Source organism: Parabacteroides sp. merdae-related_45_40 (assembly GCF_001915675.1).
Genome location: NZ_MNQY01000036.1, coordinates 23,984 through 48,455 on the forward strand (window position 1 = coordinate 23,984; position 24,472 = coordinate 48,455).

Annotated in this window: 20 protein-coding genes, 1 tRNA gene and 1 pseudogene; 12 read left to right on the forward strand and 10 right to left on the reverse strand. The window is 46.7% G+C overall.

Translation table 11 applies throughout. From position 1 onward, the window contains the following. Window position 1: 1 nt before the first annotated feature. The 6 genes from BHV83_RS03060 to BHV83_RS03085 all read left to right on the forward strand — a co-directional run bounded on the left by BHV83_RS03060 (window position 2) and on the right by BHV83_RS03085 (window position 6,117). Complete coding sequence (locus BHV83_RS03060) at window positions 2-1,219, forward strand: RagB/SusD family nutrient uptake outer membrane protein (RefSeq protein WP_286756198.1); 1,218 nt, start codon at window positions 2-4, stop codon at window positions 1,217-1,219. Window positions 1,220-1,224: 5 nt separating this feature from the next. Beyond that, window positions 1,225-1,728 (forward strand): RagB/SusD family nutrient uptake outer membrane protein, encoded by a 504-nt coding sequence (locus BHV83_RS03065; RefSeq protein ID WP_286756199.1) that lies wholly within the window; start codon window positions 1,225-1,227, stop codon window positions 1,726-1,728. Window positions 1,729-1,754: 26 nt separating this feature from the next. Then, the gene (locus BHV83_RS03070; protein WP_122205519.1) at window positions 1,755-3,143 is read left to right on the forward strand and encodes a Gfo/Idh/MocA family protein; all 1,389 of its coding nucleotides are present in this window, start codon (window positions 1,755-1,757) and stop codon (window positions 3,141-3,143) included. A gap of 99 nt (window positions 3,144-3,242) precedes the next feature. Then, window positions 3,243-4,202, forward strand: a complete 960-nt coding sequence (locus BHV83_RS03075) for a DUF6807 domain-containing protein (protein ID WP_005645293.1) — start codon at window positions 3,243-3,245, stop codon at window positions 4,200-4,202. Between the two features lie 240 nt (window positions 4,203-4,442). Next, window positions 4,443-5,252, forward strand: a complete 810-nt coding sequence (locus BHV83_RS03080; protein ID WP_286756203.1) for a head GIN domain-containing protein — start codon at window positions 4,443-4,445, stop codon at window positions 5,250-5,252. A 79-nt stretch (window positions 5,253-5,331) separates the two neighbouring features. Further along, window positions 5,332-6,117: a head GIN domain-containing protein gene (locus BHV83_RS03085; RefSeq protein WP_286756205.1), complete on the forward strand. Its 786-nt coding sequence runs from the start codon at window positions 5,332-5,334 to the stop codon at window positions 6,115-6,117. Between the two features lie 28 nt (window positions 6,118-6,145). Here BHV83_RS03085 and BHV83_RS03090 read toward each other — a convergent pair whose 3' ends face one another. The 9 genes from BHV83_RS03090 to BHV83_RS03130 form a co-directional block, all read right to left on the reverse strand. Continuing rightward, a complete protein-coding gene (locus tag BHV83_RS03090; protein ID WP_005639784.1) occupies window positions 6,146-7,156 on the reverse strand; it encodes an NAD-dependent epimerase/dehydratase family protein in 1,011 nt (336 codons plus the stop codon). A 5-nt stretch (window positions 7,157-7,161) separates the two neighbouring features. After that, a complete protein-coding gene (locus BHV83_RS03095; protein ID WP_005645287.1) occupies window positions 7,162-7,362 on the reverse strand; it encodes a PLDc N-terminal domain-containing protein in 201 nt (66 codons plus the stop codon). Next, window positions 7,355-8,116, reverse strand: a complete 762-nt coding sequence (locus BHV83_RS03100) for a metal ABC transporter ATP-binding protein (RefSeq protein ID WP_005649832.1) — start codon at window positions 8,114-8,116, stop codon at window positions 7,355-7,357. The genes BHV83_RS03095 and BHV83_RS03100 overlap by 8 nt, the downstream gene beginning before the upstream one ends. Then, window positions 8,100-9,005, reverse strand: a complete 906-nt coding sequence (locus BHV83_RS03105; protein ID WP_022322148.1) for a metal ABC transporter solute-binding protein, Zn/Mn family — start codon at window positions 9,003-9,005, stop codon at window positions 8,100-8,102. The genes BHV83_RS03100 and BHV83_RS03105 overlap by 17 nt, the downstream gene beginning before the upstream one ends. A gap of 87 nt (window positions 9,006-9,092) precedes the next feature. Next, window positions 9,093-9,174, reverse strand: a tRNA-Leu gene (locus tag BHV83_RS03110). Window positions 9,175-9,257: 83 nt separating this feature from the next. After that, entirely contained in the window at window positions 9,258-10,274 is a 1,017-nt protein-coding gene (locus BHV83_RS03115; protein WP_005639777.1) for a S41 family peptidase, read from the reverse strand. A gap of 13 nt (window positions 10,275-10,287) precedes the next feature. Then, window positions 10,288-11,166, reverse strand: a complete 879-nt coding sequence (locus tag BHV83_RS03120) for a DUF3316 domain-containing protein (RefSeq protein WP_022322147.1) — start codon at window positions 11,164-11,166, stop codon at window positions 10,288-10,290. Window positions 11,167-11,194: 28 nt separating this feature from the next. Then, complete coding sequence (locus BHV83_RS03125; protein WP_122205521.1) at window positions 11,195-13,927, reverse strand: DNA gyrase/topoisomerase IV subunit A; 2,733 nt, start codon at window positions 13,925-13,927, stop codon at window positions 11,195-11,197. 129 nt (window positions 13,928-14,056) lie between these two features. Continuing rightward, window positions 14,057-14,230 (reverse strand): hypothetical protein, encoded by a 174-nt coding sequence (locus BHV83_RS03130; protein WP_259324878.1) that lies wholly within the window; start codon window positions 14,228-14,230, stop codon window positions 14,057-14,059. Window positions 14,231-14,585: 355 nt separating this feature from the next. Here BHV83_RS03130 and BHV83_RS03135 point away from each other — a divergent pair, with 355 nt between their 5' ends. After that, entirely contained in the window at window positions 14,586-15,059 is a 474-nt protein-coding gene (locus BHV83_RS03135) for an arsenate reductase ArsC (RefSeq protein WP_046451532.1), read from the forward strand. Here the strand turns inward: BHV83_RS03135 and BHV83_RS03140 are convergent. Continuing rightward, window positions 15,056-16,007: pseudogene (locus BHV83_RS03140) on the reverse strand (glycoside hydrolase family 88 protein). The gene BHV83_RS03135 and the pseudogene BHV83_RS03140 sit on opposite strands and share 4 nt — an antisense overlap. Before the next feature lie 1,584 nt (window positions 16,008-17,591). On the opposite strand from BHV83_RS03140, the gene BHV83_RS03145 reads away from it, so the two are divergent. From BHV83_RS03145 to BHV83_RS03165, 5 genes are all read left to right on the forward strand, one after another. Then, entirely contained in the window at window positions 17,592-20,831 is a 3,240-nt protein-coding gene (locus tag BHV83_RS03145; RefSeq protein WP_286756218.1) for a DUF2723 domain-containing protein, read from the forward strand. A 2-nt stretch (window positions 20,832-20,833) separates the two neighbouring features. Then, window positions 20,834-21,442 (forward strand): polysaccharide deacetylase family protein, encoded by a 609-nt coding sequence (locus BHV83_RS03150; protein WP_005639748.1) that lies wholly within the window; start codon window positions 20,834-20,836, stop codon window positions 21,440-21,442. A 1-nt stretch (window position 21,443) separates the two neighbouring features. Further along, on the forward strand, window positions 21,444-22,451 hold the full coding sequence (gene queG / locus BHV83_RS03155) for a tRNA epoxyqueuosine(34) reductase QueG (RefSeq protein WP_022321242.1): 1,008 nt from the start codon (window positions 21,444-21,446) through the stop codon (window positions 22,449-22,451). 4 nt (window positions 22,452-22,455) lie between these two features. Continuing rightward, complete coding sequence (locus tag BHV83_RS03160; RefSeq protein WP_122205524.1) at window positions 22,456-23,760, forward strand: S28 family serine protease; 1,305 nt, start codon at window positions 22,456-22,458, stop codon at window positions 23,758-23,760. 203 nt (window positions 23,761-23,963) lie between these two features. Next, window positions 23,964-24,410: a helix-turn-helix domain-containing protein gene (locus tag BHV83_RS03165; protein ID WP_122205525.1), complete on the forward strand. Its 447-nt coding sequence runs from the start codon at window positions 23,964-23,966 to the stop codon at window positions 24,408-24,410. Window positions 24,411-24,472: the final 62 nt, after the last annotated feature.

The following is a 24,472-nucleotide window of genomic DNA, read 5'->3' on the forward strand; positions in this document are numbered from 1 at the left end:
TATGAAACTAAAATATTGGACCTTTATAATCGCATTATATGCAGGCAGCCTATGTTCCTGTTCCGATTTTCTTTCCGAAGACCCAAAAGGAAATATCACCACCAACTATTCAGAAACAGAAGAAGGTTGTGAACGGTTGGTTCTGAGTTTATATAATACACACCGCGATTTCCTCGAAAGACTTTACCTGTTCGGTTCGATGGGAGCAGATGAGCAGTTAGTTGCCGTAAATGGAAATGACTGGCGTTATTTCGGAGAATATTTCGATACCCAGATGATAAACAATGGCTGGAACCGAGATTTCTGGAAACAACTGTATAACTCTCTCAATGTTGCAAACCTGGCAACCGAGATCATTGAAACAGCAGAGATCAAAGATGAAGGCAGACGGGCTGAACTTCGTGCAGAAGCACATGCACTACGCGCTTTTTATTTCTGGATCATCACGGAAACCTATGGAGATGGAGCACATTTCACGACAGAAAGTACTGCCGGTGTCAAAACTATTGGATATCAACCCGGCGTTGCTACTTTCTACAAGCAAATGCTGGAAGATCTCAACATTGCCGCTACCGGATTGAAGTTGCCACAAAACAGCCAATGGGGACGCATGAATGAAGGAATACGTAAATTCATCCTAATGAAAGTTTTGATGTCACTGGCCGGTTATCCGGACGATGTGATTTCTGCTGCCGGATACACAAAAGAGCGTTGTTACACAGATGCTCTTGCTTTGACAAAATCGTTGCGGTCCGACTATAATTACAGGTTACTGGACGATTACACACAGATATTCGATGTTGACAACCAGATTAATGACGAAATTATCTGGTCTGTACAATATTCGACTGATAAAACCTATAATGGCGGAGGTGAAAACGGACTTCACCGCTACGGTGTCGGTTGGTACAACAAATCTGCTGTCGACAACAAAGCAATCACAACCTTATGGAGCCATTCCTTATATTATGGACGTGAATATCGCTGGACTATGCCATCCTTATTTATGATTCAAAATTTCAATGAATACGATAAGCGTCTTTATGGCTCATTACAAGAATACTGGTGCTGGATCCCGACAGATTGGAATCAGAAGCCTGTTTACTCCGACACAGTCTTAATCCGCCATTTCCGCACTGTGACAGACGAAGAAGTTGCGGCCGGACGACAGAGAGCAGAGACTCACCCATTAGGACATGAATATTTGTTGAAGGATTGAACCATATGTACAATCTACAAACAGGGGAACCAACAATGAATGGACGTTCCTGCTACCATACCAATCTGAAACTATTGGATTCATCCCGTGAATTTGCAAAAGATGAAAAAGGTCACAAAGATTTTATTTGGTTTCGTTTAGGTGAAGTATATTTGTCCCAAGCAGAGCTATATATGTATATGGGACAAAAAGAGGAAGCTGCTAAAGTCATTACGGAATTGCGGAAAAGGGCATTGACCGAAGGGCACGAAGAGGCACTGAAAGTCACCCCCGATATGATTACGCTCGATTTTATCCTTGATGAATATATGCGCGAATTAAGTATGGAAGGTTTTAGGTGGTACACACTGAAACGTACTGGCAAACTGTTGGAACGCGCATTGAAATACAATCCAGATGTCAAAGATAAGATGAAAGCCTATCATGTCACCCGTCCGATTCCTCAAAATGAAGTGGATGTTGTCACAAATAAAGACGAATTCCACCAGCTACCAGAATATGATAAATAATTTTTAAACACTTAATATCATTTACTATGCATAACACAACAAACCAAATGTCAAGAAGACATTTTCTTGCAACCACAGGGGCGATTGCCGGAACGGCCTTGCTCAATCCCTTATCTGATATAAAAGCAAAAACTACCGGTATTTCAGCACCGACAGGTAAAAAACTCCGGATCGCACTTGTCGGGACAGGAGGCCGCGGGACATCCATGTGGGGAAGGGACATTCTGAAAAGTTATCCTGATTACCTTGAGTTCGTAGGCCTTTGCGATAAAAACGAAGGACGCGTTGAAACCGGCAAACGTATCATCGGCACTTCTTGTCCGACATATACCGATTTTGAAAAAATGATGAACGAGACACAACCGGATGTATTGATTGTCACGACAATGGACAGCACACACCATCAATTCATTATCCGGGGAATGGAGTTGGGAGCCGACATTATCACGGAAAAGCCGATGACGACCGATGAAAAGAAAATCCAGGCGATTCTGGATGCTGAAAAGCGGACGGGCAAGACATGCCGGGTCACGTTCAACTACCGTTATTCCCCTCACCGGGCAAAAATATGGGAACTGCTTCGTGCCGGAGAAATCGGTGATATCACTTCCGTCGATTTCCACTGGTATCTAGATACCTCACACGGAGCCGATTATTTCCGCCGCTGGCACAGGCTCGTTGAATGTAGCGGTTCGTTATGGGTACACAAAGCCAGCCATCATTTCGACCTCCTGAACTGGTGGATCGACAGCGATCCCGAAAGTGTTTATGCGCTTGGAGCTCTCAACCATTATGGAAAGAATGGAACCATACGGGCAGAAAACTGCCGTACATGCCCGCATACAGACAAATGCAAATTCTTTTTTGACATCACCAAGAACAAGAACTACATGGAACTGTACGTGGCCAATGAAAAGTACGACGGTTACCTGCGCGACGGCTGTGTGTTCAAAAAGGATGTAAACATCTTCGACAAAATGGCGGCAACAATCAAATATAAAAATGGTGTACAAGTAGCCTATTCGTTGACAACCTATTCTCCATACGAAGGTTACCGGATTGCATTCAACGGAACAAAAGGACGTCTGGAAGCCTGGATTCAGGAATCCAAACCGACATCGGATGCCAATTATGACGAAATCGTTTTGTTCAAGAACTTTAATAAACGGCAATATATCCAGATTCCGTTCGGAACATCCGGACATGGCGGCGGGGATGCATTATTAAAAGACCAGATATTCCTGCCCAATATCGACGATCCGTTCCAACAGTGTGCAAATACCCGCGACGGAGCTTTGGCCTGTCTGGTCGGAATCGCGGCCCGCAACAGTATAGCATCCGGACAACCGGTAAAAATTGCAGATTTAACTTCGATCCAACCACAGGAAAAGAAGTTGTATAAACGTATCTTATAAACATTCAAAGAGGATGTCAACCTACCCTGTCCCCGCGTCAAGTGTAGGGACAGGGTAGGTTTAGCCCTTCTTTTTAGCCCATTTTAATTATTTTACTCCATGAACAAACTGATTCTACTTATCCTCTTCTCTCTGTCTTATTGCAATGCTGTAATAGGTCAGGATTCACACATACATTTTATAGAGAAGCCCGACTCACAAAAAATAAGCATATACATAGACCAGACTCTTTTTACAGAATTTCTTTACTCTGACACTTTATATAAACAAGTCCTTTATCCAATCTATACAGCGTCCGGAACTGAAATCACTCGTGGCTATCCTGCCCGCCCGAAAGCCGATGAACGGACAGATCATCCTCATCAGATGGGACTATGGTTTAGCTTCGGAAGCATCAACGGATTGGATTTTTGGAATAATTCGAATCGCATTCCCCTCGATAAAAAAGAACATTACGGCATTATCCGGTTTACCGGCATCAAAAATATAAACGAAAAAGAAAACCAATTTACAGTCGAAGCAAATTGGACAAACCACAATGGATATATCCTACTAAAAGAAAAAACCACCTACGCATTCACCGGTAAGCCACACGAAAGAGGCATTCAGCGAACCACTACACTGACTGCTTTCAACGATTCTATTTTCATTACGGAAAATAAAGAAGGCTTACTCGGTATGCGTTTAGATCGAAACCTTGAAGCCGACATTTCCGGAATCTATCAAAATAAAGAAGGAGATACCGGTAACGATGTTTGGGGAAAACGTTCGGCTTGGGTTGTTTTGAACGGGAAGATAAAAGATGAGAAAATATCGATAGCTATCATAGACCATCCTGAAAATCCCAATTATCCGGGTTGGTCGCATGCACGTGAATACGGCCTGTTTGCGATTAATAACCTGGGAGGACGGTGTTTCGATAAACAGGCGGAAAAAGTTCAAATCCTGCTAAAAAAAGAGGATTCCATCACTTTCACCCATCAGATTTTGATAAAGGACGGAGATTATCTTTCCAACCAGGAAATAGAAAATATTTCTGTAGTACAGAAATCCCTATAAAAAATTAAAGGCTGTCTCACGACAACCCCTAACCAACTTTGTTAACCTTAAATCTAATACTATTATGAAAAAACCACGATGCAAAGATACGGGCTTTTCCTAATTCGTCAATAGTTAAAGTACTAATTTATGTTGTAAAGCATATAATAAAAACTAATTCATCAAAAAGTAAAGAAAATATGCAACCGTAATATGCCCCCTCTCGTCTATAAAAGAAAATAAACGAAAATATAACAAGACATGAAAACAAAAGCATTTTTCTTTATGGTTTGTATCTGGTTGCTGACAACTAACGGATTTGCCCAGAATACAATAAAAGGGGACGGGAAGATCATCACGAAAGAAATTTCCATATCCGATTATGATGAGATCTCATATGTAGGAAAAGTAAACATCGAATATGAACAATCCAACGCATCCCCCTTTTTTAAGATAACAATAGACGAGAACATACTACCCCACCTCAACATAAAGATAAAGGGCAAGACATTGATCATACAGCCCAAAAATGAAAAAAAATATTTTAACGGAAATTCTTACGGACTCAATCTCCAACCGACCGTATGCGAGATAAAGACCAGCTCCCGTGAACTGAAAGAGATAAGTGCAGTAGGAGGCGGAGAGTTTATCGCCAAAAGCCCTCTTAAAACCGACAAACTGGATATCAGTATTGCCGGAAGCAGCACAATAAACTTCGATAAGCAGCTGGAAGCGCGCAAAATCAACTTTAGCGTGGCTGGATCAGGAGATATCAACGCAACCCAACTGAAAGTAAACAACCTGGATTGCAGCGTGGCAGGCAGTGGTTCCATCCTGCTCAAAGGAGAGGCCGAAAGAGGAGATCTGAGCGTAGCTGGCGGTGGGGATATCAGTGCTTTCGGATGTGTCCTTCGGAAAGCGGAATGCAGCGTAGCCGGTGGCGGAGACATCGAAGTACATGCGTCCGAACAACTAGATGCCAGTATAGCCGGCGGTGGCCATATACGATATGAAGGCGATCCAGAGCTAAGCAAAAGCGTCATAGGCGGAGGTTCGATCAAAAAGAATTAGTATTTCTATAAAATTCATTCTACATTTGTAACCAAAGTGCGGCAAACGCATTCCTAAGTGTAACATAAAGAAGATAGACATGAAAACAAAAGGTTTACTAATGATTGCTTTCCTAATGGGAATGTTTTTCTCTACCCAGGCAGCAGATCATGTGAAAGGAAACGGAAAGCTCTCGACCAAGAAAATAACGATCGACGACTTCAATGCCATCAAGTTCGACGGGGTGATCGACTTCAACTACGAGCAGTCGGAATCTACTCCGCATATCGAAATAACTGTAGATGAAAATCTGCACCCGTACGTAAACATCGATATCCAAGACCGTGTCCTGACCGTTGGATTCAAAGGTGCGAAAGTCGACCATTTCACCAAATTCATCGTCAAGACTAACTCCAAATGGCTGAAAGAGGTAAAAGCCTCTGGCAATGCTAACTTCATAGCCAACAGCCCATTGAAGGGTGACGAATTGAAAATCAACGCCAACTCTAACTGCCTCGTCCAGCTAAAGCAGAAAGTCGAAGTCGGCAAGCTCGACCTGAACGTGTCCGGTAGCGCCAATATGGTCGTGAATGAACTCAAAACCGACAAGTTGGAATGCAGCATTAACGGTTCCGGCACGATCAACCTAAAAGCTGGAAACGCCGAAGAAGCAGACTACACCATTACGACCGACGGTGAAATCATGGCTTTCGGGGTGGCAGTGCCCGAAGTGAACTGTAAAATCACAGGCAAAGGTTCCGCCCAGATCCATCCGACCGACAACCTGAAAGCAACAATCGTAGGTAAAGGAAATATCCGCTATAAAGGCCCGACAGCCGTACAACAGAAAGTCATCGGCAAAGGAACTGTTGAAGAAGTAAAATAAAATACGAATCGGCAAAAGAAAAGCTGGTCTACAGCCAACCTTCTTTCCTATACCATTCTATGCTTTCTTCCAGGCCACGGCGTAACGGGTAAGCCGGAACGAAGCCCAATTCATCCTGAAGCGGTGTAACATCACAAATCCAGTTACGCTGTTTCAGGATTATATATTTATCCGTATTCAATGTCATACTCTTCTTCAGCAGCTTGCCTATCCATTCGGACCCCTGGCAGGCTATATGCACCAGTCCCATTGGAATACGGGCATGCAGGACATGTTTCTTCCGCAGGATTTCCTGTATCATCCGGGCGAACGATTCATCCGTATAGACATCACCGTCCGCTACAAAATAATGGCGGTTCCGGACAGCCTCATTCTCCAAAGCAAGGAAAGCAACGGTAGCCAAATCCTTTACATATATAAAAGTAATACGCTGGGGCGTAAAGCCGACAGCAAAATCAAAACCAGACTTTACACTTTTAATCTCCATGAAGTAATCTTTCTCGCCCGGTCCATACACCCCTGTCGGACGCAGGATCACATACGGGAAATAAGACTGGTGACGCAAATAATTCTCCGCTTCCAGCTTGCTCTTTCCATAATCTGTATCGGGCAATTGAGGATCATCCAGAGAGATAGGGCGGAATGTTTTCTCGTCTCCACGCCCGTAGCTGCTCAAGCTGCTCATCAAAAGAAATTTCTCAGGCTTGCAACCCGATGCGGCAAGTGCCTCGATCAAGTTGGCCGTATTCTGGGCATTGATACGATAAAAGTTTCTTTTATCAAGCGTCTTCGTCAGTCCGGCATTATGGATCACATAATCCCAAGGACCATGCTCACGGACAAAATCAGCCAACTGGGCGGTCAACGACTCACGGTCGGAATATTTCAAGTCGATAAAACGAATCCGTTCATCCTGCAAATTAACGCGGCTACTTGTCGAACGGACACCTGCCCAGGTTTCATATCCCCGGTTAAGCGCCTCCTTCACCAGGAAACCGCCAATAAAGCCACTGGCCCCCGTAATCAATATCTTTTTCATAATTGTCAATTCTTCTTAATGTAATAGGTATAGTAATACAGCAACAGGCCGATCCAATTCAATACGACAATAGTCAGTATCCAAAGAATCTTCTGCCCGCGACTGATGAAAGGATTTTGCCTCACCGCAGTAATGCCGAAAATAAGAACAGCGATACCAGCAATATATCCGACTTCCGGTAGACCTATCAAACAAAGATTACTCATGTTCGTGCTTTTTCAAAACCCGGTGCGGCAAATCGCCATGTCCGATCAGCTCTATCGGGCAAGCATATTTCTCGCCCAGCCACTCTTCGGACACATCCGCTCCGGGATGGTAATGTAATGTTTCGTTTACACAAGCGATGTTTTTCACCATCGCCAATACAGTCCCGATATCGTGTGAAACCAGAATGACCGCACTTTCTTTATTAATCTCGTCCAAGAGCTTATAGAAATGAGACTCGAACCGTTTGTCCACATACGAATTCGGTTCGTCTAAGATCAGCACTTGCGGACGGGAAACGATAGAACGCCCCAACAACACACGTTGCAACTGTCCGCCGGACAGTTCGCCGATTGCCCGGTTCGCCAAATCTTCCAGTCCCATTTTTCCAAGCACCTCCTCCACGCGCTGTTTCTGGCTTGCACTGTAGGAACGGAAAAGCGGCTTTTCCGAGGCCAACCCCGAAGTCACCACTTCGCGTACGGAGATCGGAAACTTCTTATCTATATTGTTCAACTGAGGAAGATAACCAATCCGTAGAGAAGGGACAGATCGTCCGTCTTCATAAAAGCGGATCACGCCGGAGACAGGCGGCAACAAGCCGAGTATAACCTTCAGCAAAGTCGTCTTCCCTCCCCCGTTCGGTCCGATAATCCCCAGGAAATCATCTTTCCAGATTGTCAGGGAAATATCCCGCAATACGGTTTTATTGCCGTAGGCAGCCGTCACATGATCTATGTCAATCAGTTTCTCCATCAGCCAATGCTTTCGCTATATGAATCAGTTCCGTATTCCAATGATAATCCAGCGGGTTGATTTTCACGAGCCGGCAACCTGTTTCCTTCGCAATCAGTTCGGCATTTTTCTGATCGAACTCCTGCTGGATAAAAACGACTTTCGCATGGTTCTCCCTTGCCGTCATCACCAATTGTTTCAATTGAGCAGGTGAAGGTTCTTTCCCATCCATTTCGATACAAAGCTGGACGAGTTCGAATTCAGCTGCAAAATAAGTCAATGCTGGATGATAGATGATAAAAGTACGGTCGTTCAGCGGATCGAGCAAACGTTTGATCTCGGCCTCTGTCTTATCGATCTCCGCCAGTAAATCGTTATAATTTTTCCAATAATACTCCGTATTCTCCTTATCCAGCTCGATAAAAGCGTTCAGTGTATTCCAGGCAACGACCCTTGCCCCTTCGATGGAACTCCATATATGCGGATCGATACCACCCGCATGGTGATGATGATGTCCGTCATCCGCTTCATGCCCCTCGTGCCGGTGCTCCCCTTCTTCCGTTTCTTTTACAAACTGCATGCCCTTCGAGACATCGAATATCTTCAAATCGGGATTATTCTCGCGAATCTTCTGCATCCATACCTGCTCGAAGCCAATATAACCGATTTGCAAATACGCTTCACTCTGTCCGATCTGCACCATTTGCTTCGGAGTAGGATCATACGTTTCCGGACTCTGCCCGGATGGAACTACACAATGGACAACAAACTTATCTCCTGCAATCCTTTCAGCAAAGAAACGTTGCGGCTCTATCGTCACCGTCACCACCTTTCCTTCCGTCAGCTTTCCGGTACATGCGGCAAGTAGCAACAGCACCGTCAACAGGATATATATTCCGGTATATTTCATCTTATTCATTATTTTGACAAGGACACAAAGATAGGAACATCCGACAAATAAAAAAAGAGCTTGCTCTCAATCGAACAAACTCTTTTGTGCGGCTGAAGGGACTCGAACCCCCACGCCGTGAAGCATCAGATCCTAAGTCTGACGTGGCTACCAATTACACCACAGCCGCATTGCGTTTGCAAAGGTAAACAAATTCTGTTAATATGCAAATGTTGCCATAGGATTTAAATGAATTTTCGTTTTCACGCCAGTTTAGTATGAGATGGCCGAATCCCCCTTTGCCAGCAACAACCCTATCGCCGCCTCTATAATCGTGTCCCGTCCTTTCATGATATCCTCGCCCGTAATGGCTACCGCGGTGTCGGGATCGATTCCGAACTCCGTGTGCTGTTTGTTCACATCCAAGACCGGACAAGCTGAGAAACGGACACTCCATCCGTTCGGCAATTCCGAACTGAAAGGCAGGCCGCTGCCACCTCCCGTACGGTCACCCATGACCGTGACTTGCGGAAGGAGACGCATCACATTGACAAAATCGTTCGTAGCGCTGTAGGAATGCCGGTTGGTCAAGACGATGACCGGGCGCAACCAACGAGTGCGGTCAGACGGGGAAAGATAGACCGGATTGGGCTGGGTAAAATCGTTATGCCCGTTTCCTTTCTTATATTGCGTGTAACCCGTCAGAATCCTTTCCTCAAGGAAACGCGAGGCGATGCGGTCGGAATAGAGCATGGAACCGCCCCCATTGTCGCGCACATCGAATATCAATCCTTTGCATTCCTTGAAATGCGCAAACATATAATCGAGGTTGTTTTCACCCACGCCACTTGAAAAACTACCGTAATAGACATATCCTATCTGATCGTCCGCCAGACGCTTATACTTCATTCCCCCGGCAATCTTGTAGTCCGTACCGAGATAATTGTCCTGTATTTCTTTATAGAAGTTAGCCGGATAATCTTCATACCAAGCCCAGTAACGGGACATATCGAAAGAAGAGATCAGATTGGTATGTCCGTCTTTCACCTCGGCAAGCATTTTTCCGAGGATATCAAACAATTCATACTGGTTCATCGTGTCTTTAACAAGCAGATTATAGCGGTCATACACATCGTCCCAGTCCACATCCTTGAAGGCAAAGAAGCAGTAATTCTCGTCCATGATACGCCAAAGCGCCTCGAAATTATCACGAGGAGACGAGTTATATTTTGTCGCTTTCTCGCAACCGAAGAGAAAGAGAAAACAGAGGAAAAAGAAGAAAGGCTTCATAAATCATAAATCTTTAATAGTATGCGCTTTTGTACCGATATCGCTCGCTCTTCAACCGTTTGCCTCCGAAAGAAACAAACTCTTTCACAAGCCCGATCATAAACGAATTGGAAAGGACATGCGTCTTGATGCTGTTCACATCTGTCCGATACATACTGTTCAGGTAGCCGACACGGACCGTAAAACTCGATACCGGAATGTCGAGCGTGAAATAATTCTTCATCGCAAACTTATTATGGAACGAACTGAATCGCACAACCCCGTCCGCACTGCCTTGCGTCAGGAAATAATAGGGTTCGCCTTTATGCACTGAGAAGAGCACACCGGCAAACGGTATCTCCGCCTGATAACGGAGCGTGAGCGGAAAATCCTTGATCCTGAAATTATAGATCGCCATGGCTGACAGATTCAAGTCGAAATCCGCCTTGCCGGAAACCGGATTGTTACTGTTACGCGTATTATAGATAAAACCACCTGAAAGACGTGCGGATGCCCCGGTCAAGACCTTTAATCCGGACAGCACTTGCGGAAAACGGTAATGATAACCCAGGCTGTAGTCCACAAATCCGGCATATTCGTTTGCCGTCTCCGCGCCGTTGCGGGTCGAACCGAACTCCACGTTGATCAGTTGCTGGCGGGACACATTATAGTCTGCCAACCGAACGATCTTCATCCGTTCATTGAGGACCCGTGCCACCCAGCCCGTATAATTAATGTCCGTACTGGGCGATAGATAGGTGTCCCTCAAATTATAACCGCCGATCCCAACCATAGTGCTCTCATTGATCGAGCGGGGTACGTCCTCTGCCTGAGCGGTTGCCGGGAAAGGGAGGCAAAAGAAGAGAAGGCAGAGGGAATTAACAATTAATAGTTGACGTTTAACAGTTGCCACTAAATCATTCGTTTTTAATTATTCATTCTCAAAAAAGCTTCATTTGCCCGGTAATCTCATCAATAATATCCGAGTTGCTCTTATCGGCATCCGGATCGAGATCCGGATCCTCTCCATCGTCGTCATTCTGCTCCTGCGGTTGTTCCGCCGGAGCAAAACGGACGGGATCGAGTTCGTTGATCGTCTCTATATCAAAAGTCGAAATACGTTTTCCTTTCGCTTTGAATCCTTTCACGGCAATGAATTCTTCCGCATCCAACACCAGCGGTTCACGGAAAGCGTCATGCCCGCCAAACACTGCCTCGATTCGCGGATAGGCCTCGTCGGTAAGCAGCATCAGACGGCTTTTCGGGTTCTCGCCGAGAAAATTCTGCTTGCGGCTTCCAGCCTCCAGCTGGAAACGTTTCAGGTAGTAATACTTCTGGTCGGCATCGTAAAGGGCTGCCGTCCAAACCTTATTCGCATCATACTTCTCAATATTCAATATATCAGGTTCGTAATGATTGCTCAAATCGAAATTGGTCGTATAGAAATCGCCATTCTGAAGGATCACCAGGATCAGATCGTCACTCTGGAACTCGCCCAACTCTTCTCCACGCCCGTCATAATTCAGGCGTAACACATCACGGTCAAACCAAACCATACGGCCTCCTAGTGTCGAACTCCCTTTCTGCTTCAGACTGATCTTATGCACATCCGCCTTTGTCAGGATATTCCCCATCGAACCGCGTCCTTTGATCGCGATCGTACTGAAATCCTTTTCGAACACCAACAACTTCTGGCGGGGTTTCGGCTTCAGGATCACTTTCACCGTCTCGGCTTCGCCATTGGTATTGGCGCTGAAATAAAGGATACGCGAACCTTCCGTTCCCTTGGTAATGTCATATTCTTTATCACGTGTCACACCTGTTACGGCAAAACGCTTGATATAATTATAACCCACCTTTCCATCTCGGTAGATCACATTATAGATCGTGCGGTTATCATTCCGCTTGAACACATTCAGGTAAAGGATATCCCTTCCGACAAACATTTTCTCGCTCACTTTCACAACCTTGTATGTACCGTTGCGATAGAAAAGAATAATATCGTCGATGTCGGAACAGTTGCAGACAAATTCATCCTTCTTCAAACCTGTCCCGATAAATCCTTCGGCACGGTTGATATACAGTTTCTCATTCGCCTCAACCACTTTGGTCGCCTCGATCGTGTCGAAGTTGCGCACCTCGGTCATACGTGGATAGTTCTTGCCGTATTTTTCTTTCAGCATCATGAACCAGTCAGCCGTATAATCGACGATATGCGCCAGATGATCGTCGATCTTGGCAATATCTTCCTTATATTGGGCAATAGTCGCATTACACTTGTCCGTATTAAACTTGAGGATACGTCCCATCTTAATCTCCATCAGTTTCAGGATATCTTCGCGAGTCACTTCGCGGATAAAGTGCGGTTTGAACAGATCGAGACGTTGGTCGATATGAGCAATCGCCTCGTCCATATCTTTCGCCTCCTCAAATTCCTTGTCTTTATAAATACGTTCTTCGATGAATATCTTTTCCAGGGAGGCAAAGAAGAGCGATTCTTCCAGTTCCCCTTTCTGTATCTCCAGTTCAGTACAGAGCAGATGCAGCGTGTCGTCAGTCGAATGTTTCAGCACATCGCTTACCGTCAGGAAGTGCGGCTTGTTGTCCATAATGACACAACAGTTCGGCGAAATGCTGATCTCGCAATCCGTGAAAGCATACAACGCGTCGATCGTCTTGTCGGAAGATACACCCGGAGCCAGATGCACGAGAATCTCCACGTTACGAGCCGTATTATCATCCACTTTCTTGATCTTGATCTTTCCCTTATCGTTTGCTTTCAGGATCGATTCGATCAAAGTAGAGGTTGTCTTTCCATAAGGGATCTCGCTGATGACAAGCGTCTTGTTGTCCAGTTTCGTAATCTTGGCACGTACTTTTACGGAACCTCCACGTTCGCCGTCATTATATTTTGAGACATCAATATACCCGCCAGTCTGGAAATCGGGATACAGGGTAAACTCTTCCCCTCGCAGATAAGCGACGGAGGCATCCAAAAGTTCGTTGAAATTATGCGGCAATATTTTGGAAGAAAGCCCTACGGCAATACCTTCCACACCTTGCGCCAGCAGCAAAGGGAACTTGACGGGAAGCGTCACCGGCTCCTTGTTCCGTCCGTCGTAGGAAAGTTGCCAGAGAGTCGTTTTCGGATTGAAGACCGTTTCCAGCGCAAACTTGGAGAGGCGCGCCTCTATATAACGCGGAGCCGCAGCACCGTCACCGGTGAGGATATTACCCCAGTTTCCCTGGCAGTCGATCAACAGGTCTTTCTGTCCGAGTTGTACCAGTGCATCACCGATAGAAGCATCGCCGTGCGGATGGAATTGCATGGTATGTCCGACAATGTTCGCCACCTTGTTGTAGCGTCCGTCGTCCAACCGCTTCATTGAGTGCAAAATTCGACGTTGTACGGGTTTCAGCCCGTCGTTGATATGCGGAACGGCACGCTCCAAAATCACATAGGAGGCATAATCGAGGAACCAATCCTGATACATACCCGACAAATGATAAGACACCCGGCTTTCCGATTTGCCCGGTATCTTATATTCCGAATGTGTCTCCTGGCTTACTTCTGTTTCGACAGTCTCATTCCTGTTTTCATCAGCAGCCAGTTGTCCTTCCGTATCTTTTATTTTTCCGTTTTCGTCCTGTTCAGTAATATCTTCTGGTCTCATATATCTCTATCCAAATCTTTTGCATCATCCCGGGCTCTGCGGTAATTGCTCATAAGCCATAATAGGCTGTAAATATACGAAATATTGCCGAAATAATAAAAAGAACAAGACAAGGCCTGCAAAAATTCATTATTTGGAAGTATTCATCACGCCAGTATCCGTATCCTGATTCCAGATTTTCTTTCCACCACTCTGATAGTTCCGTCCAAACGGGAAATTACAGGTTTCATTAATCCGCTTGTAGTTATCGACAAACGGGTTGCCCATTCCCACACCGACAGTGATTCGCTTATGTTTGTACATAACGGACAACATATACAGGTTTTCCCGACTGGGCATAACAACAACCGGTCACATATAATATTTCATCCTTCTTCCATAATACCGTATTTTCTCTTCCAACACATCCCTAACCCAATTCTTCTGCATCCCAGCCAGTACAAACGCATAGGGCAAACGCAGCAGTAAAAGAGATTCGACAACTTCATTGATCAGGAAAAGAGGCTACCTGTTTTTCACAAGAGACAAGCTGCCAGAGCAAACAATAACGAACATATATAGAAAATATCTTTCATGCGATAAACAAAATCAATTTACTGTAAAGTCATCAAAGCCCGGCATTTATTATTTTTGCATCCGTAACGATAAAAAGAAAACGATGAAAATATTGATTCTTTGCTCCGACAACAGCTGCCTTAGCCAAATGGCACAAGGCTGGTTGCAATCATTCGACAAATCACTCACAGTCTGTTCCGCCGGAATCAGTCCGGCCATAGAGGTACATCCGCTCGCCGTCCAGACACTGGCATCCTCCGGCATCGATATCAGCCATCATAAACCAGAAGCTGTAGAAGAATATATAGATGAACCTTGGGACTATGTAATCACCGTCAGCAGAGATGCGGAAGAAAACTGTCCTGCTTTCACAGGAAAAGTACGCAACCTGATACACAGCAATTTCTACAACCCGGCACGTGCGAAAGGCACGCCTGAATCCATTGCTAATGAATTTCGTCGGATCAGCAACCAAATCAAAATGAAAATGTACGACCTGTACTGCGACGAAATACAAAACGGCGGATACGGACCGACTTGTACCTGTGGCGCGAACCGGTTTTGCAGATGCAATTAGCAGCCTTTGGAGCCCTTCTGCTCGATATCCCGTTTCCGCTTCAAAGCCTCCAAGAAGTAATAGTCGGCATAGTTCAACGGGACATCTATTTCTCCATTATGCGGAATGCTTCCGACACAATGCATCAGCAAGAAGTTTCCGGAGAAGCCAGACTTTCCATGATCCGGTCGGCATACGCCTTATACGTTTGCGGTTCAGGCACATCCACCGTACTGATCTCATACAAAGCGGAGGCGATACAAGCGGCAGCTGAAGCATCCCGGTAATCGTTAGGAATGTTCGGGGCATCCATATCCCAATAGAACACAAGGTCTTCAGGCGTATTCTTATGATTGAACATAAAACGAACCGCTTTTAAAGCCTGATCGAGATATTTCCGGTCTCCGGTTTCTCGATAACACAGCGTCAGACCGTAAATACCCCAAGCTTGTCCACGGCTCCACGCCGATTCGTGCGCATATCCCTGTGCCGTATGGCGATTGCGTACGGAAACTGCCATCCGGACGATATTGTTCTTTCATAGTGCGGTCGACGTGCGAAACGGCAACCTTATAGAAAGTTGAGTCGCCGGACAACCGTGTAGCGGCAAACAACAGCTCGAGGTTCATCATATTATCGATAATCACCGGGTACTCCCAACCCCTTTCCGAAATCCATCCTCTATCCACATCCCACGACTGAATAATCCCTGCCACCGGACGGAAGCGGGTGGACAAGGAACGGGCAGCCTCAACAATCATCTCCTTATATGCTGGATCGCCCGTCAGACGCAAACCGTTCCCAAAACTGCAATAGATCATAAAACCGACATCATGGTTCCACTTGATGTTTCTGATCTGTTTACGGGCAAATCCTACGTTCTCTTCAACAAACCCGTCTCCTGCCCCCCCCGCAGGAAATCAACGCAACACTGAGTACCATGCCCATTAAATACTTCACTTTTACCATGATTTATTTTTAATGTAACTACTCTTCTATTCTCCCGACAGGAGAACTTTAATCACCTGTACAGGGTCACCTGATACCGATGCAGATAGGATCGTATATCCCTCTATCGGTTTCTCTGCTTCCGTTCCTCTTTTTGCCGCCCTTGTCGTAAAAGAAGCATAGACGGGTGAAACAATCTTCAAGGAAAAAGATTTACCGTCTTTCCTGAGAACGGCAGTATTTCCTTTGCATTCGACGTTTGCCGAAGTTATTACGGACCATTGCACCGACTGAGATGGGCTCTGTAACCCTATGCTGTCCGCAACCAGTATACGGACATTGGCACATCTCAGGCAAGAAGATTGGCTGCAGACGATGTTTTGTTCATGCAGCAGATTACCGGCGATACGGGAAGTGGTCTTCAAGGATATGCTCCGGATGCGTTCCTCCACTTTCCGGGTANNNNCCACTTTCCGGGTATTTCGCGCGTGCGAAGAAGCCAGCGGAGAGAGGGGGGCGCTGAAGACTTTTCTTTGACACGCGGTATTTCTGCAGCGGAACTTACGCACATTGATCATGAGCGTAAGCGGATGACCCGCTATTTCAAGCCCTTGCTTGCAGAAGTGACGAAGAACCAAAGTTTTTCCCATTTCCTCTGTCACTGTATCACTGATTCCTTTTTACCAATTGATATTCAACTTGTTTGATTAGTGATATATGCCCGTTTTCTATATTACTACAGTATCACAACCCTATCACTGGCAACTTGGATGGAGAACAGGCATTCCGCTTATACATATCTGTATATTAACATATTACAAATAAAAACAAACAATAAACACCAGATCCCCATCTCTGCAAATCACTCGATTATTTTATGTAAAAACGGCTATAAAATAGGTAAAACCGAGTGGTTTTCATTCTCCGGCACGGTACTTTAGTTGCCGGACATCCCCATGTTGCCATCCTTTACATCCGGATGTACCGGCTCTCTACACCCGGATGTAAAGGATGGCAACATGGGGGTGTTTACGGAATTATCTGCTTGTTTCTGCTAAAAAAGAGAGGGCTTTTGTGGAATGAAGAACCGTATTTTGCCAATTTAGTATGATGGTAGAATGATAGTGGCAAAAGATGTTATAATGCAAGTAAATATCTGCAACGGTCAAAGGTAGCCTAAAAAATGTAATACCGATCCATTTCTTGGAATAAGTAAATGGCTCAAGGTTCATTTTCGAACGAGAGGCTGAAAAATCCGCAAGCAACAGTCTGGCCGGATTCGCATATAACATTACAGCCGACAAGGTGCAGTACAGGCGGCTGTTGACACAAACTATAATAACGCCTTACTCGAAGGGACGGTAAACAGAGTAGTTTAAATGGAATCCTGTCCGCAAATGTCAGTTTGCCACCATCCGAATGTCGGCAAACTGACAGATTTCAGACTGTCATTCAACGGATTCTTTTAATATATTTCTAATCTCTTCCACACAATTTATAGCGTATCAGGACGTTGGTATTAAACGTAAATGCTTACCTTTGCGGCCAACTATCCGTGTGAGGATACAGAATTAAGACAATTAATTATTACACTTTATACAAAGTATGGGAAAGTATAAATTGATCAACAACGTGTTGGGCTGGATCGTTTTTGCGATCGCTTCAACCGTCTATTTGATGACTATGGAACCCACTGCCAGCTTCTGGGATTGCGGTGAGTTCATTTCTTCAGCTTACAAGCTGGAAGTAGGGCATCCGCCCGGAGCACCGTTCTTTATGTTGACGGCCAACCTGTTCACACAACTTGCATCCGATCCGTCCACAGTGGCGAAGATGGTAAATACGATGTCCGCCTTGTTTAGCGGACTGACGATCTTGTTCCTTTTCTGGAGTATCACTCACCTTGCCCGCAAGATCATGGTGAAAGACGGAGAAGAAGCGTCTTTAGGCCAGATGATTACCGTTATGGGTAGCGGTCTGGTCGGAGCACTGGCTTATACATTCAGTGATACGTTCTGGTTCAGTGCCGTGGAAGGAGAAGTGTATGCCTATTCATCACTCTTTACAGCCGTTGTTTTCTGGCTAATCCTGAAGTGGGAAGCTGTTGCCGACAAACCACATGCAGACCGTTGGATCGTACTGATCGCTTACCTGATGGGGTTGAGTATCGGTGTCCACTTGCTGAACTTGCTGTGTATCCCGGCTATCGTGCTGGTATATTACTATAAGAAATTCCCGAACCCGACGATGAAGGGTACATTGGTTGCTTTGCTCGCTTCCTTCGCCATCGTTGCGCTGATGATGTATGGTGTCGTACAGGGGCTGGTCGAGGTTTGCGGCTATTTCGAACTGTTGTTTGTCAATGTCTTAGGCATGCCTTACAATTCCGGGGTATTCGCTTATGTGATCATTGTGGCAGGCGTGTTGATCTGGTCTATCTGGGAAACCATGCGCGACGAGATCCATCCGACACGCATGAAGATCGCTTTCATCCTGTCGGTCGTATTGATCGGTATTCCGTTTATCGGTAGCGGTTATGTTTTGGCGGTCATTCTGACTGCTGCATTAAGCCTGTACCTGTTCAAGAGCAAGAAGGTGGATATCAAGACGCTGAATACGATCCTGGTCTGCCTGATGGTAGTCGTTGTAGGCTATTCTTCGTATGCACTGACACTGATCCGTGCAACGGCCGATACGCCGATGAACCAGAACGCGCCGAGCGATATCTTTACGTTGCGTACCTATCTGGCACGTGAACAGTACGGTAAAACCCCGCTTCTTTATGGGCAGACCTACGTTTCGGAAGTACAGCGCGAAAACCAGGGAGGAAGCTGCGTACCTGTCACGACAGAAGGCGAACCGACCTGGAGCCGTGTGATCAAGAAGGACAAAAACGAGAAAGACCGTTATTTCGTGTCCCGCACCGATCAGGAATACAAATATGTCGACGAACTGAACATGCTGTTCCCGCGTATGTACAGCTCCGATCCGCGCCATGTACAGGCCTATAAGGAATGGGCGCAGGTAAAAGGCCAACCGGTGAAATATAACTATTGCGGAGAGATGAAGAGCGTAATGAAACCGACATTCGCGGAAAACCTGAAGTTCTTCTTCTCCTACCAGTTGAACTTTATGTACTGGCGCTACTTCATGTGGAACTTCTCCGGCCGTCAGAACGACATCCAGGGAAATGGAGAGGTGCTGAACGGCAACTGGATTACCGGCATTCCGTTTATCGACGAAGTTCTGGTGGGCCCGCAGAAAGATATGCCGTTCGATATTATCAATAATAAAGGGCACAATGTCTATTATATGCTGCCGTTGCTGTTAGGTATTTTAGGTTTGCTGTTCCAGGCTTATTCGGGCGAAAAAGGAATCCAGAGTTTCTGGGTGACTTTCTTCCTGTTTTTCATGACTGGTCTGGCTATCGTTCTGTATCTGAATCAGACGCCATATCAGCCGCGTGAACGAGACTATGCGTATGCCGGATCGTTCTATGCGTTCTGTATCTGGATCGGGTTCGGTGTCGCGGCACTGGCAAAGGGACTGGAGCGATACGGCAAACTGAATCCGGTCATCGCCGGATCGGTGGCAACCGTGCTTTGCTTGTTCATACCTATCCAGATGGCCGGACAAAACTGGGACGACCACGACCGTTCAGGCCGCTATGTCTGCCGTGATTTCGGTTCTAACTATCTGGAATCCTGCGAGCCGAATGCCATCATCTTCACCAACGGCGACAACGACACATTCCCCTTGTGGTATGCCCAGGAGGTAGAAGGCGTCCGTACCGATGTTCGCGTATGTAACACCAGCTACCTGCAAACAGACTGGTATATCGACCAGATGAAGAAACAGGCTTACGAGTCCGCTCCGCTGCCGATCACCTGGACACGCGACCAGTATATACAAGGGACCCGCGATGCAGCTTATGTATTCCCGCTGACAAAAGATTCGATCGACCTGAACACGGCCTTGAACTTTGTCCGCAGCGATGATCCGAAGTTCAAGAAGATTCCGGGTATCAACCAGGAACTCGATTATATCCCGGCCGACAAACTGTACTACAAAGTCGACTCGGTCGCCGGCGCCAAGATCTTAGGCAGTAAGACAGACGGCATGGTAGACCAGATGATGATCAACCTCGCCGGAAAGAATGCGCTGGGTAAACAGGAACTGACGATCCTCGACATGTTGCAGACCAACAACTTCGAACGTCCTATGTACTACGCGATCACGGTCAGCCCGGATCAGTTCGTCAACCTGGACGGCTACTTCGAACAGACAGGTCTCGCTTACCAGGTCGTTCCGAAAAATGCCAACAAAGCAGTCAACACCGACAAAATGTACGACAACGTGATGAACAAATTCAAATGGGGCGGCGTAGACAAGCCAGGCGTTTACATCGACGAAAACGTAATGCGCATGTGCAAGAGCTACCGCATGATGCTGTTCAACAAGTTGGCAGAAGCATTGGTGAAAGAAGGCAAGAACGACAAGGCTTTGGAAGTATTGGACAAATGTATGCAGGTGTTGCCGCCGGAAAATGTCCCGCTCGACTACACGGCTCTTTCAACCGGTGAACTCTATTATGTGCTGGGCCAGAAAGAAAAAGCGGCAGAAATATTTACAGGCATCGCCGATAACATGATGCGTAACATAAACTGGTACTTCCGCTTGAACCCGGTGCAGTTGGCGTCCGTAGAAACAGAATTGTTACAGGACATGCAGGTTTTGAATCAAGTATTGTTAATCAACAAACATTACAACCCCGAATTCAACAAGAAATACCAGGAAGAGTTTGACAACTACCGTATGGCTTACGAATCGGTGCGCAGAGAATAGATATGTTTATAGAACAACCGCCCTGGTTTTACAGGGCTCTGTTTCCAGGGGTAATCTGGCGGATTCCGGCAAAGAAGAAGTGTGTATATCTCACCTTCGACGATGGCCCGATCCCTGAGGTTACCCCTTGGGTATTGGATATATTAGACAAATATGGCGTGAAGGCGACCTTCTTCTGTGTCGGGGACAACGTCCGCAAACATCCGGACATCTACCAGATGGTACTGGACAGGGGGCATCGTGTAGGCAATCACACTTTCAACCATATTCAAGGTATCCGCTTCTGGACCAAGAACTATCTGGCGAATGTGGAAAAGGCTGCCGAATATATAAAAAGCGACCTGTTCCGTCCGCCCCACGGACACATGCGTTTCCCACAGGTGGTAGGACTCAGGAGGCATTACCGGATCATCATGTGGGACGTGGTGACGCGCGATTACAGTCCGCACATGACACCGAACGGTGTCTTCAACGTGGTGAAGAACTATACCCGCAACGGTTCCGTAATCGTCTTTCACGACTCGCTGAAAGCCGAACGCAACATGCGCGAAGCGATGCCCAGGGCCATCGAATGGCTACAGGAACAAGGGTATGAGTTCAAAGTGTTTTAATATGCTTCCAGCTATCGAAATAAAAGAGAAAGCAAAAGAGATCGGCTTCGATGCCTGCGGGATCGCACAAGTAGCGGCCGCAGACAGCGAGGCCTTATTTTTTGACAGATGGCTGAAGGAGGGCAACCATGCAGGGATGGCGTATATGGAGAACCATCGCGAGATCCGGTTGAATCCCGCCGGATTGGTGGAAGGAGCCAAGACAGTCATATCCGTGGCGTTGAACTATTATCCGGAGCAGAAACTTCCACCCGAAGCGCCCCATATCGCCTACTACGCCTACGGGAAGGATTACCATCTCGTCGTCAAAGAGATGTTGAGCGAGCTATGGACCGCCCTGTTCCCGCGCCCCGCGCGGGATCGCATAGAGACGGACGGGAAAGGTATGGATCGCAACGGGCTGTTCTTTTGCGATCCCGCGTCAAGCGCGGGAACGGAACAGGCAGACGTAACAGCCGCCCGCTTTTTCACCGACTCAGCTCCCATCCTCGAACGCTATTGGGCCTGGAAAGCCGGACTGGGATGGATCGGGAAGAACACAAACCTGATTATTCCCGGAAAAGGCTCTTTCTTCTTCTTGGGAGAAATCGTCACCACCCTCGAAGCGGACCAGTACGACACACCGCAGAAGAACCGTTGCGGCAGTTGTAGCCGTTGCCTGGATGCCTGCCCGACAGGAGCACTGGAAGGCCCCCGCCACCTGAATGCCCGCAAATGCCTCTCCTATCTCACCATCGAGAACCGCGGAGAAATCCCCGCCGAACAGGCTTCCCGACTCGGTAACCGCCTCTACGGTTGCGACACCTGCCAGGAGGTCTGCCCCTGGAACCGTTTCGCCCGCCCGACCCAAATAGAGGCATTCCGTCCGAAACCGACTTTGCTTTCTCTTCGAAAAGAGGATCTAAAGGTCTTTTCCCGTGAGGATTATAATCGTATATTTGCCAAATCGGCGGTCAAAAGAGCCAAATACGAAGGATTGATACGAAATATACATAACTTAAAAGATTAATACCATGAGAAGGACATTGAAAACCTTATCGCCATGCCTCGTCGCATTCCTGTTGATGCTGACAGTCGCATTTGCAGGTTACGCACAGGAATTACAAAAGAAATTGGAAGGGCTGAAAGGAATCAGCGGCATCGAGAAGCTGGAATCGGACCATTATGCCGAGAAATATCTCGTACGCATCACACAGCCTGTCGACCATAAGAACCCGGCAGCCGGAACATTCACGCAACGCGTGATCGTCGCCCACGTCGGTTTCGACCGCCCGACCATATTGGTCACGGAAGGATATGGTGCGGCGTATGCCTTGAACCCTCGTTATCAGGAAGAGCTGTCGAAGCTGCTCGATGCCAATATGGTATTCGTGGAATACCGTTATTTCCTCGAATCCACCCCGACCCCCTGTAACTGGGAATACCTGACGGCAGAGAACTCGGCCTACGACCTGCATAACGTCAACCAAACATTCCGAGAGCTGTACACCGGTAAATGGGTCAGCACCGGCATCAGCAAAGGCGGACAAACCACTTGCCTGTACCGTGCCTGGTTTCCGGACGACGTAGACTTCTCCGTCCCCTACGTAGCCCCCTTGAACCGCGGTGTGGAAGACGGGCGCCACGAACCGTTCCTCCGCAAAGTAGGCACGAAGAAAGACCGTCAGAAGATCGAAGCTTTCCAGATTGAAATATTGAAACACAAGGACGAAATCGTCCCGATGCTGGAAAAGTTCTGCAAGGACAAGAAGCTGGAATTCCGCATTCCGATAGCCGAAGTATTGGATTATTGCGTCCTGGAATACCCGTTCGCCCTCTGGCAATGGGGTACGCCGACCAGCGTGATCCCGCCGCTCACATCCGATGCAAAGACACTGTTTTATCATTTGGTTGACATCAGCGGACCCGACTATTTTGCCGAAAACCAGCCGAATATCTCCTTCTTCGTACAAGCTGCCCGCGAATTGGGTTATTACGGCTATGACACGAAACCGTTCAGGAAATACCTGACAATCGACAGCAGCCGGGGATACCTGAACCGCATCATGCTGCCGAAAGAGCTGGTCGACAAAGTTGAATACCGCCCCGAACTTTACCACAAAGTCTATGATTTCCTCCGTGACAACGATCCGAAGATGATCTTTATCTATGGCGAAGTAGACCCGTGGAGCGCCACCCGCGTCCCGATCTTCAAAGGCAAGGTAAACGAACAAGTCTACATCCAACCCGGAGGCAGCCACCGCGCCCGTATCGGCAACATGCCCGAAGACATGAAGGAAAAGATACTGACACAGATTAACAAATGGCTGGCAGAATAGCGGATTCGTTTCTCAATTAATTGCAGAACGAATTACGATCAACAGATTCGTTTAACGAGCATTTAGCGAATGAATCATAACTCCCATATTCATTCTACAATTATCCGGTTAACGAATTATAACCTGCGGATTCGTTCTCTAATTACCCCTTGAACGAATCCGTCGGTCTTGTATAAGCTATAAACAAACGAATATATACAAAAATGGACACAAAATACCCCCTATACACTCCCAAAGATATCTTTATCTCCTTCTGTGGCCGGGAAGCGACCGAAGCGGAACGCTGGCAAGGCGTACAATCGGGTATCATTTTCCATAAACGAACGGGCAACGAATTTTTGGACCTTTTCGCCTCGATGGTTCATCATTATATGAATCATGATCCGGTTTTCTATGCAAAAAAATTAGGCGTCTCGCGAGTCGATCTGTCCGGCTGCCTGAGGGTACTGACCGGGGTGACTACAGACGAATGGCTCGAAGCCTACCGTTGGGTGGCCATCCGCGACGTCCTGCTCCATACGGACTGGCCTTTGGGCAAAGTGGCGACGAAAATGGGCTACAGTTCGGTGAAAACCTTCAGTCGCGCCTTCATCGAGCGTGTCGGCATACCTCCGTCCCATTGGCGGGCGAAATATAAAGGGAATGATTAGCTTTTCAGGAAAATATAAATACCTTTGTGCATGTTTTACCTATTGTCTAACTTATAAATAAA

Excerpts from the sequence above, each read along its gene's own strand:
- BHV83_RS03085 (WP_286756205.1), top strand. The coding sequence starts at position 5,332 with ATGAAAACAAAAGGTTTACTAATGATTGCTTTCCTAATGGGAATGTTT.
- BHV83_RS03065 (WP_286756199.1), top strand. The coding sequence starts at position 1,225 with ATGTACAATCTACAAACAGGGGAACCAACAATGAATGGACGTTCCTGC.
- BHV83_RS03125 (WP_122205521.1), bottom strand. The coding sequence starts at position 13,927 with ATGAGACCAGAAGATATTACTGAACAGGACGAAAACGGAAAAATAAAA.
- BHV83_RS03080 (WP_286756203.1), top strand. The coding sequence starts at position 4,443 with ATGAAAACAAAAGCATTTTTCTTTATGGTTTGTATCTGGTTGCTGACA.
- BHV83_RS03150 (WP_005639748.1), top strand. The coding sequence starts at position 20,834 with ATGTTTATAGAACAACCGCCCTGGTTTTACAGGGCTCTGTTTCCAGGG.
- BHV83_RS03060 (WP_286756198.1), top strand. The coding sequence starts at position 2 with ATGAAACTAAAATATTGGACCTTTATAATCGCATTATATGCAGGCAGC.
- BHV83_RS03135 (WP_046451532.1), top strand. The coding sequence starts at position 14,586 with ATGAAAATATTGATTCTTTGCTCCGACAACAGCTGCCTTAGCCAAATG.
- BHV83_RS03100 (WP_005649832.1), bottom strand. The coding sequence starts at position 8,116 with ATGGAGAAACTGATTGACATAGATCATGTGACGGCTGCCTACGGCAAT.
- BHV83_RS03145 (WP_286756218.1), top strand. The coding sequence starts at position 17,592 with ATGGGAAAGTATAAATTGATCAACAACGTGTTGGGCTGGATCGTTTTT.
- BHV83_RS03095 (WP_005645287.1), bottom strand. The coding sequence starts at position 7,362 with ATGAGTAATCTTTGTTTGATAGGTCTACCGGAAGTCGGATATATTGCT.
- BHV83_RS03105 (WP_022322148.1), bottom strand. The coding sequence starts at position 9,005 with ATGAAATATACCGGAATATATATCCTGTTGACGGTGCTGTTGCTACTT.
- BHV83_RS03075 (WP_005645293.1), top strand. The coding sequence starts at position 3,243 with ATGAACAAACTGATTCTACTTATCCTCTTCTCTCTGTCTTATTGCAAT.
- BHV83_RS03115 (WP_005639777.1), bottom strand. The coding sequence starts at position 10,274 with ATGAAGCCTTTCTTCTTTTTCCTCTGTTTTCTCTTTCTCTTCGGTTGC.
- BHV83_RS03130 (WP_259324878.1), bottom strand. The coding sequence starts at position 14,230 with ATGTACAAACATAAGCGAATCACTGTCGGTGTGGGAATGGGCAACCCG.
- BHV83_RS03090 (WP_005639784.1), bottom strand. The coding sequence starts at position 7,156 with ATGAAAAAGATATTGATTACGGGGGCCAGTGGCTTTATTGGCGGTTTC.
- BHV83_RS03070 (WP_122205519.1), top strand. The coding sequence starts at position 1,755 with ATGCATAACACAACAAACCAAATGTCAAGAAGACATTTTCTTGCAACC.
- BHV83_RS03160 (WP_122205524.1), top strand. The coding sequence starts at position 22,456 with ATGAGAAGGACATTGAAAACCTTATCGCCATGCCTCGTCGCATTCCTG.
- queG (WP_022321242.1), top strand. The coding sequence starts at position 21,444 with ATGCTTCCAGCTATCGAAATAAAAGAGAAAGCAAAAGAGATCGGCTTC.
- BHV83_RS03165 (WP_122205525.1), top strand. The coding sequence starts at position 23,964 with ATGGACACAAAATACCCCCTATACACTCCCAAAGATATCTTTATCTCC.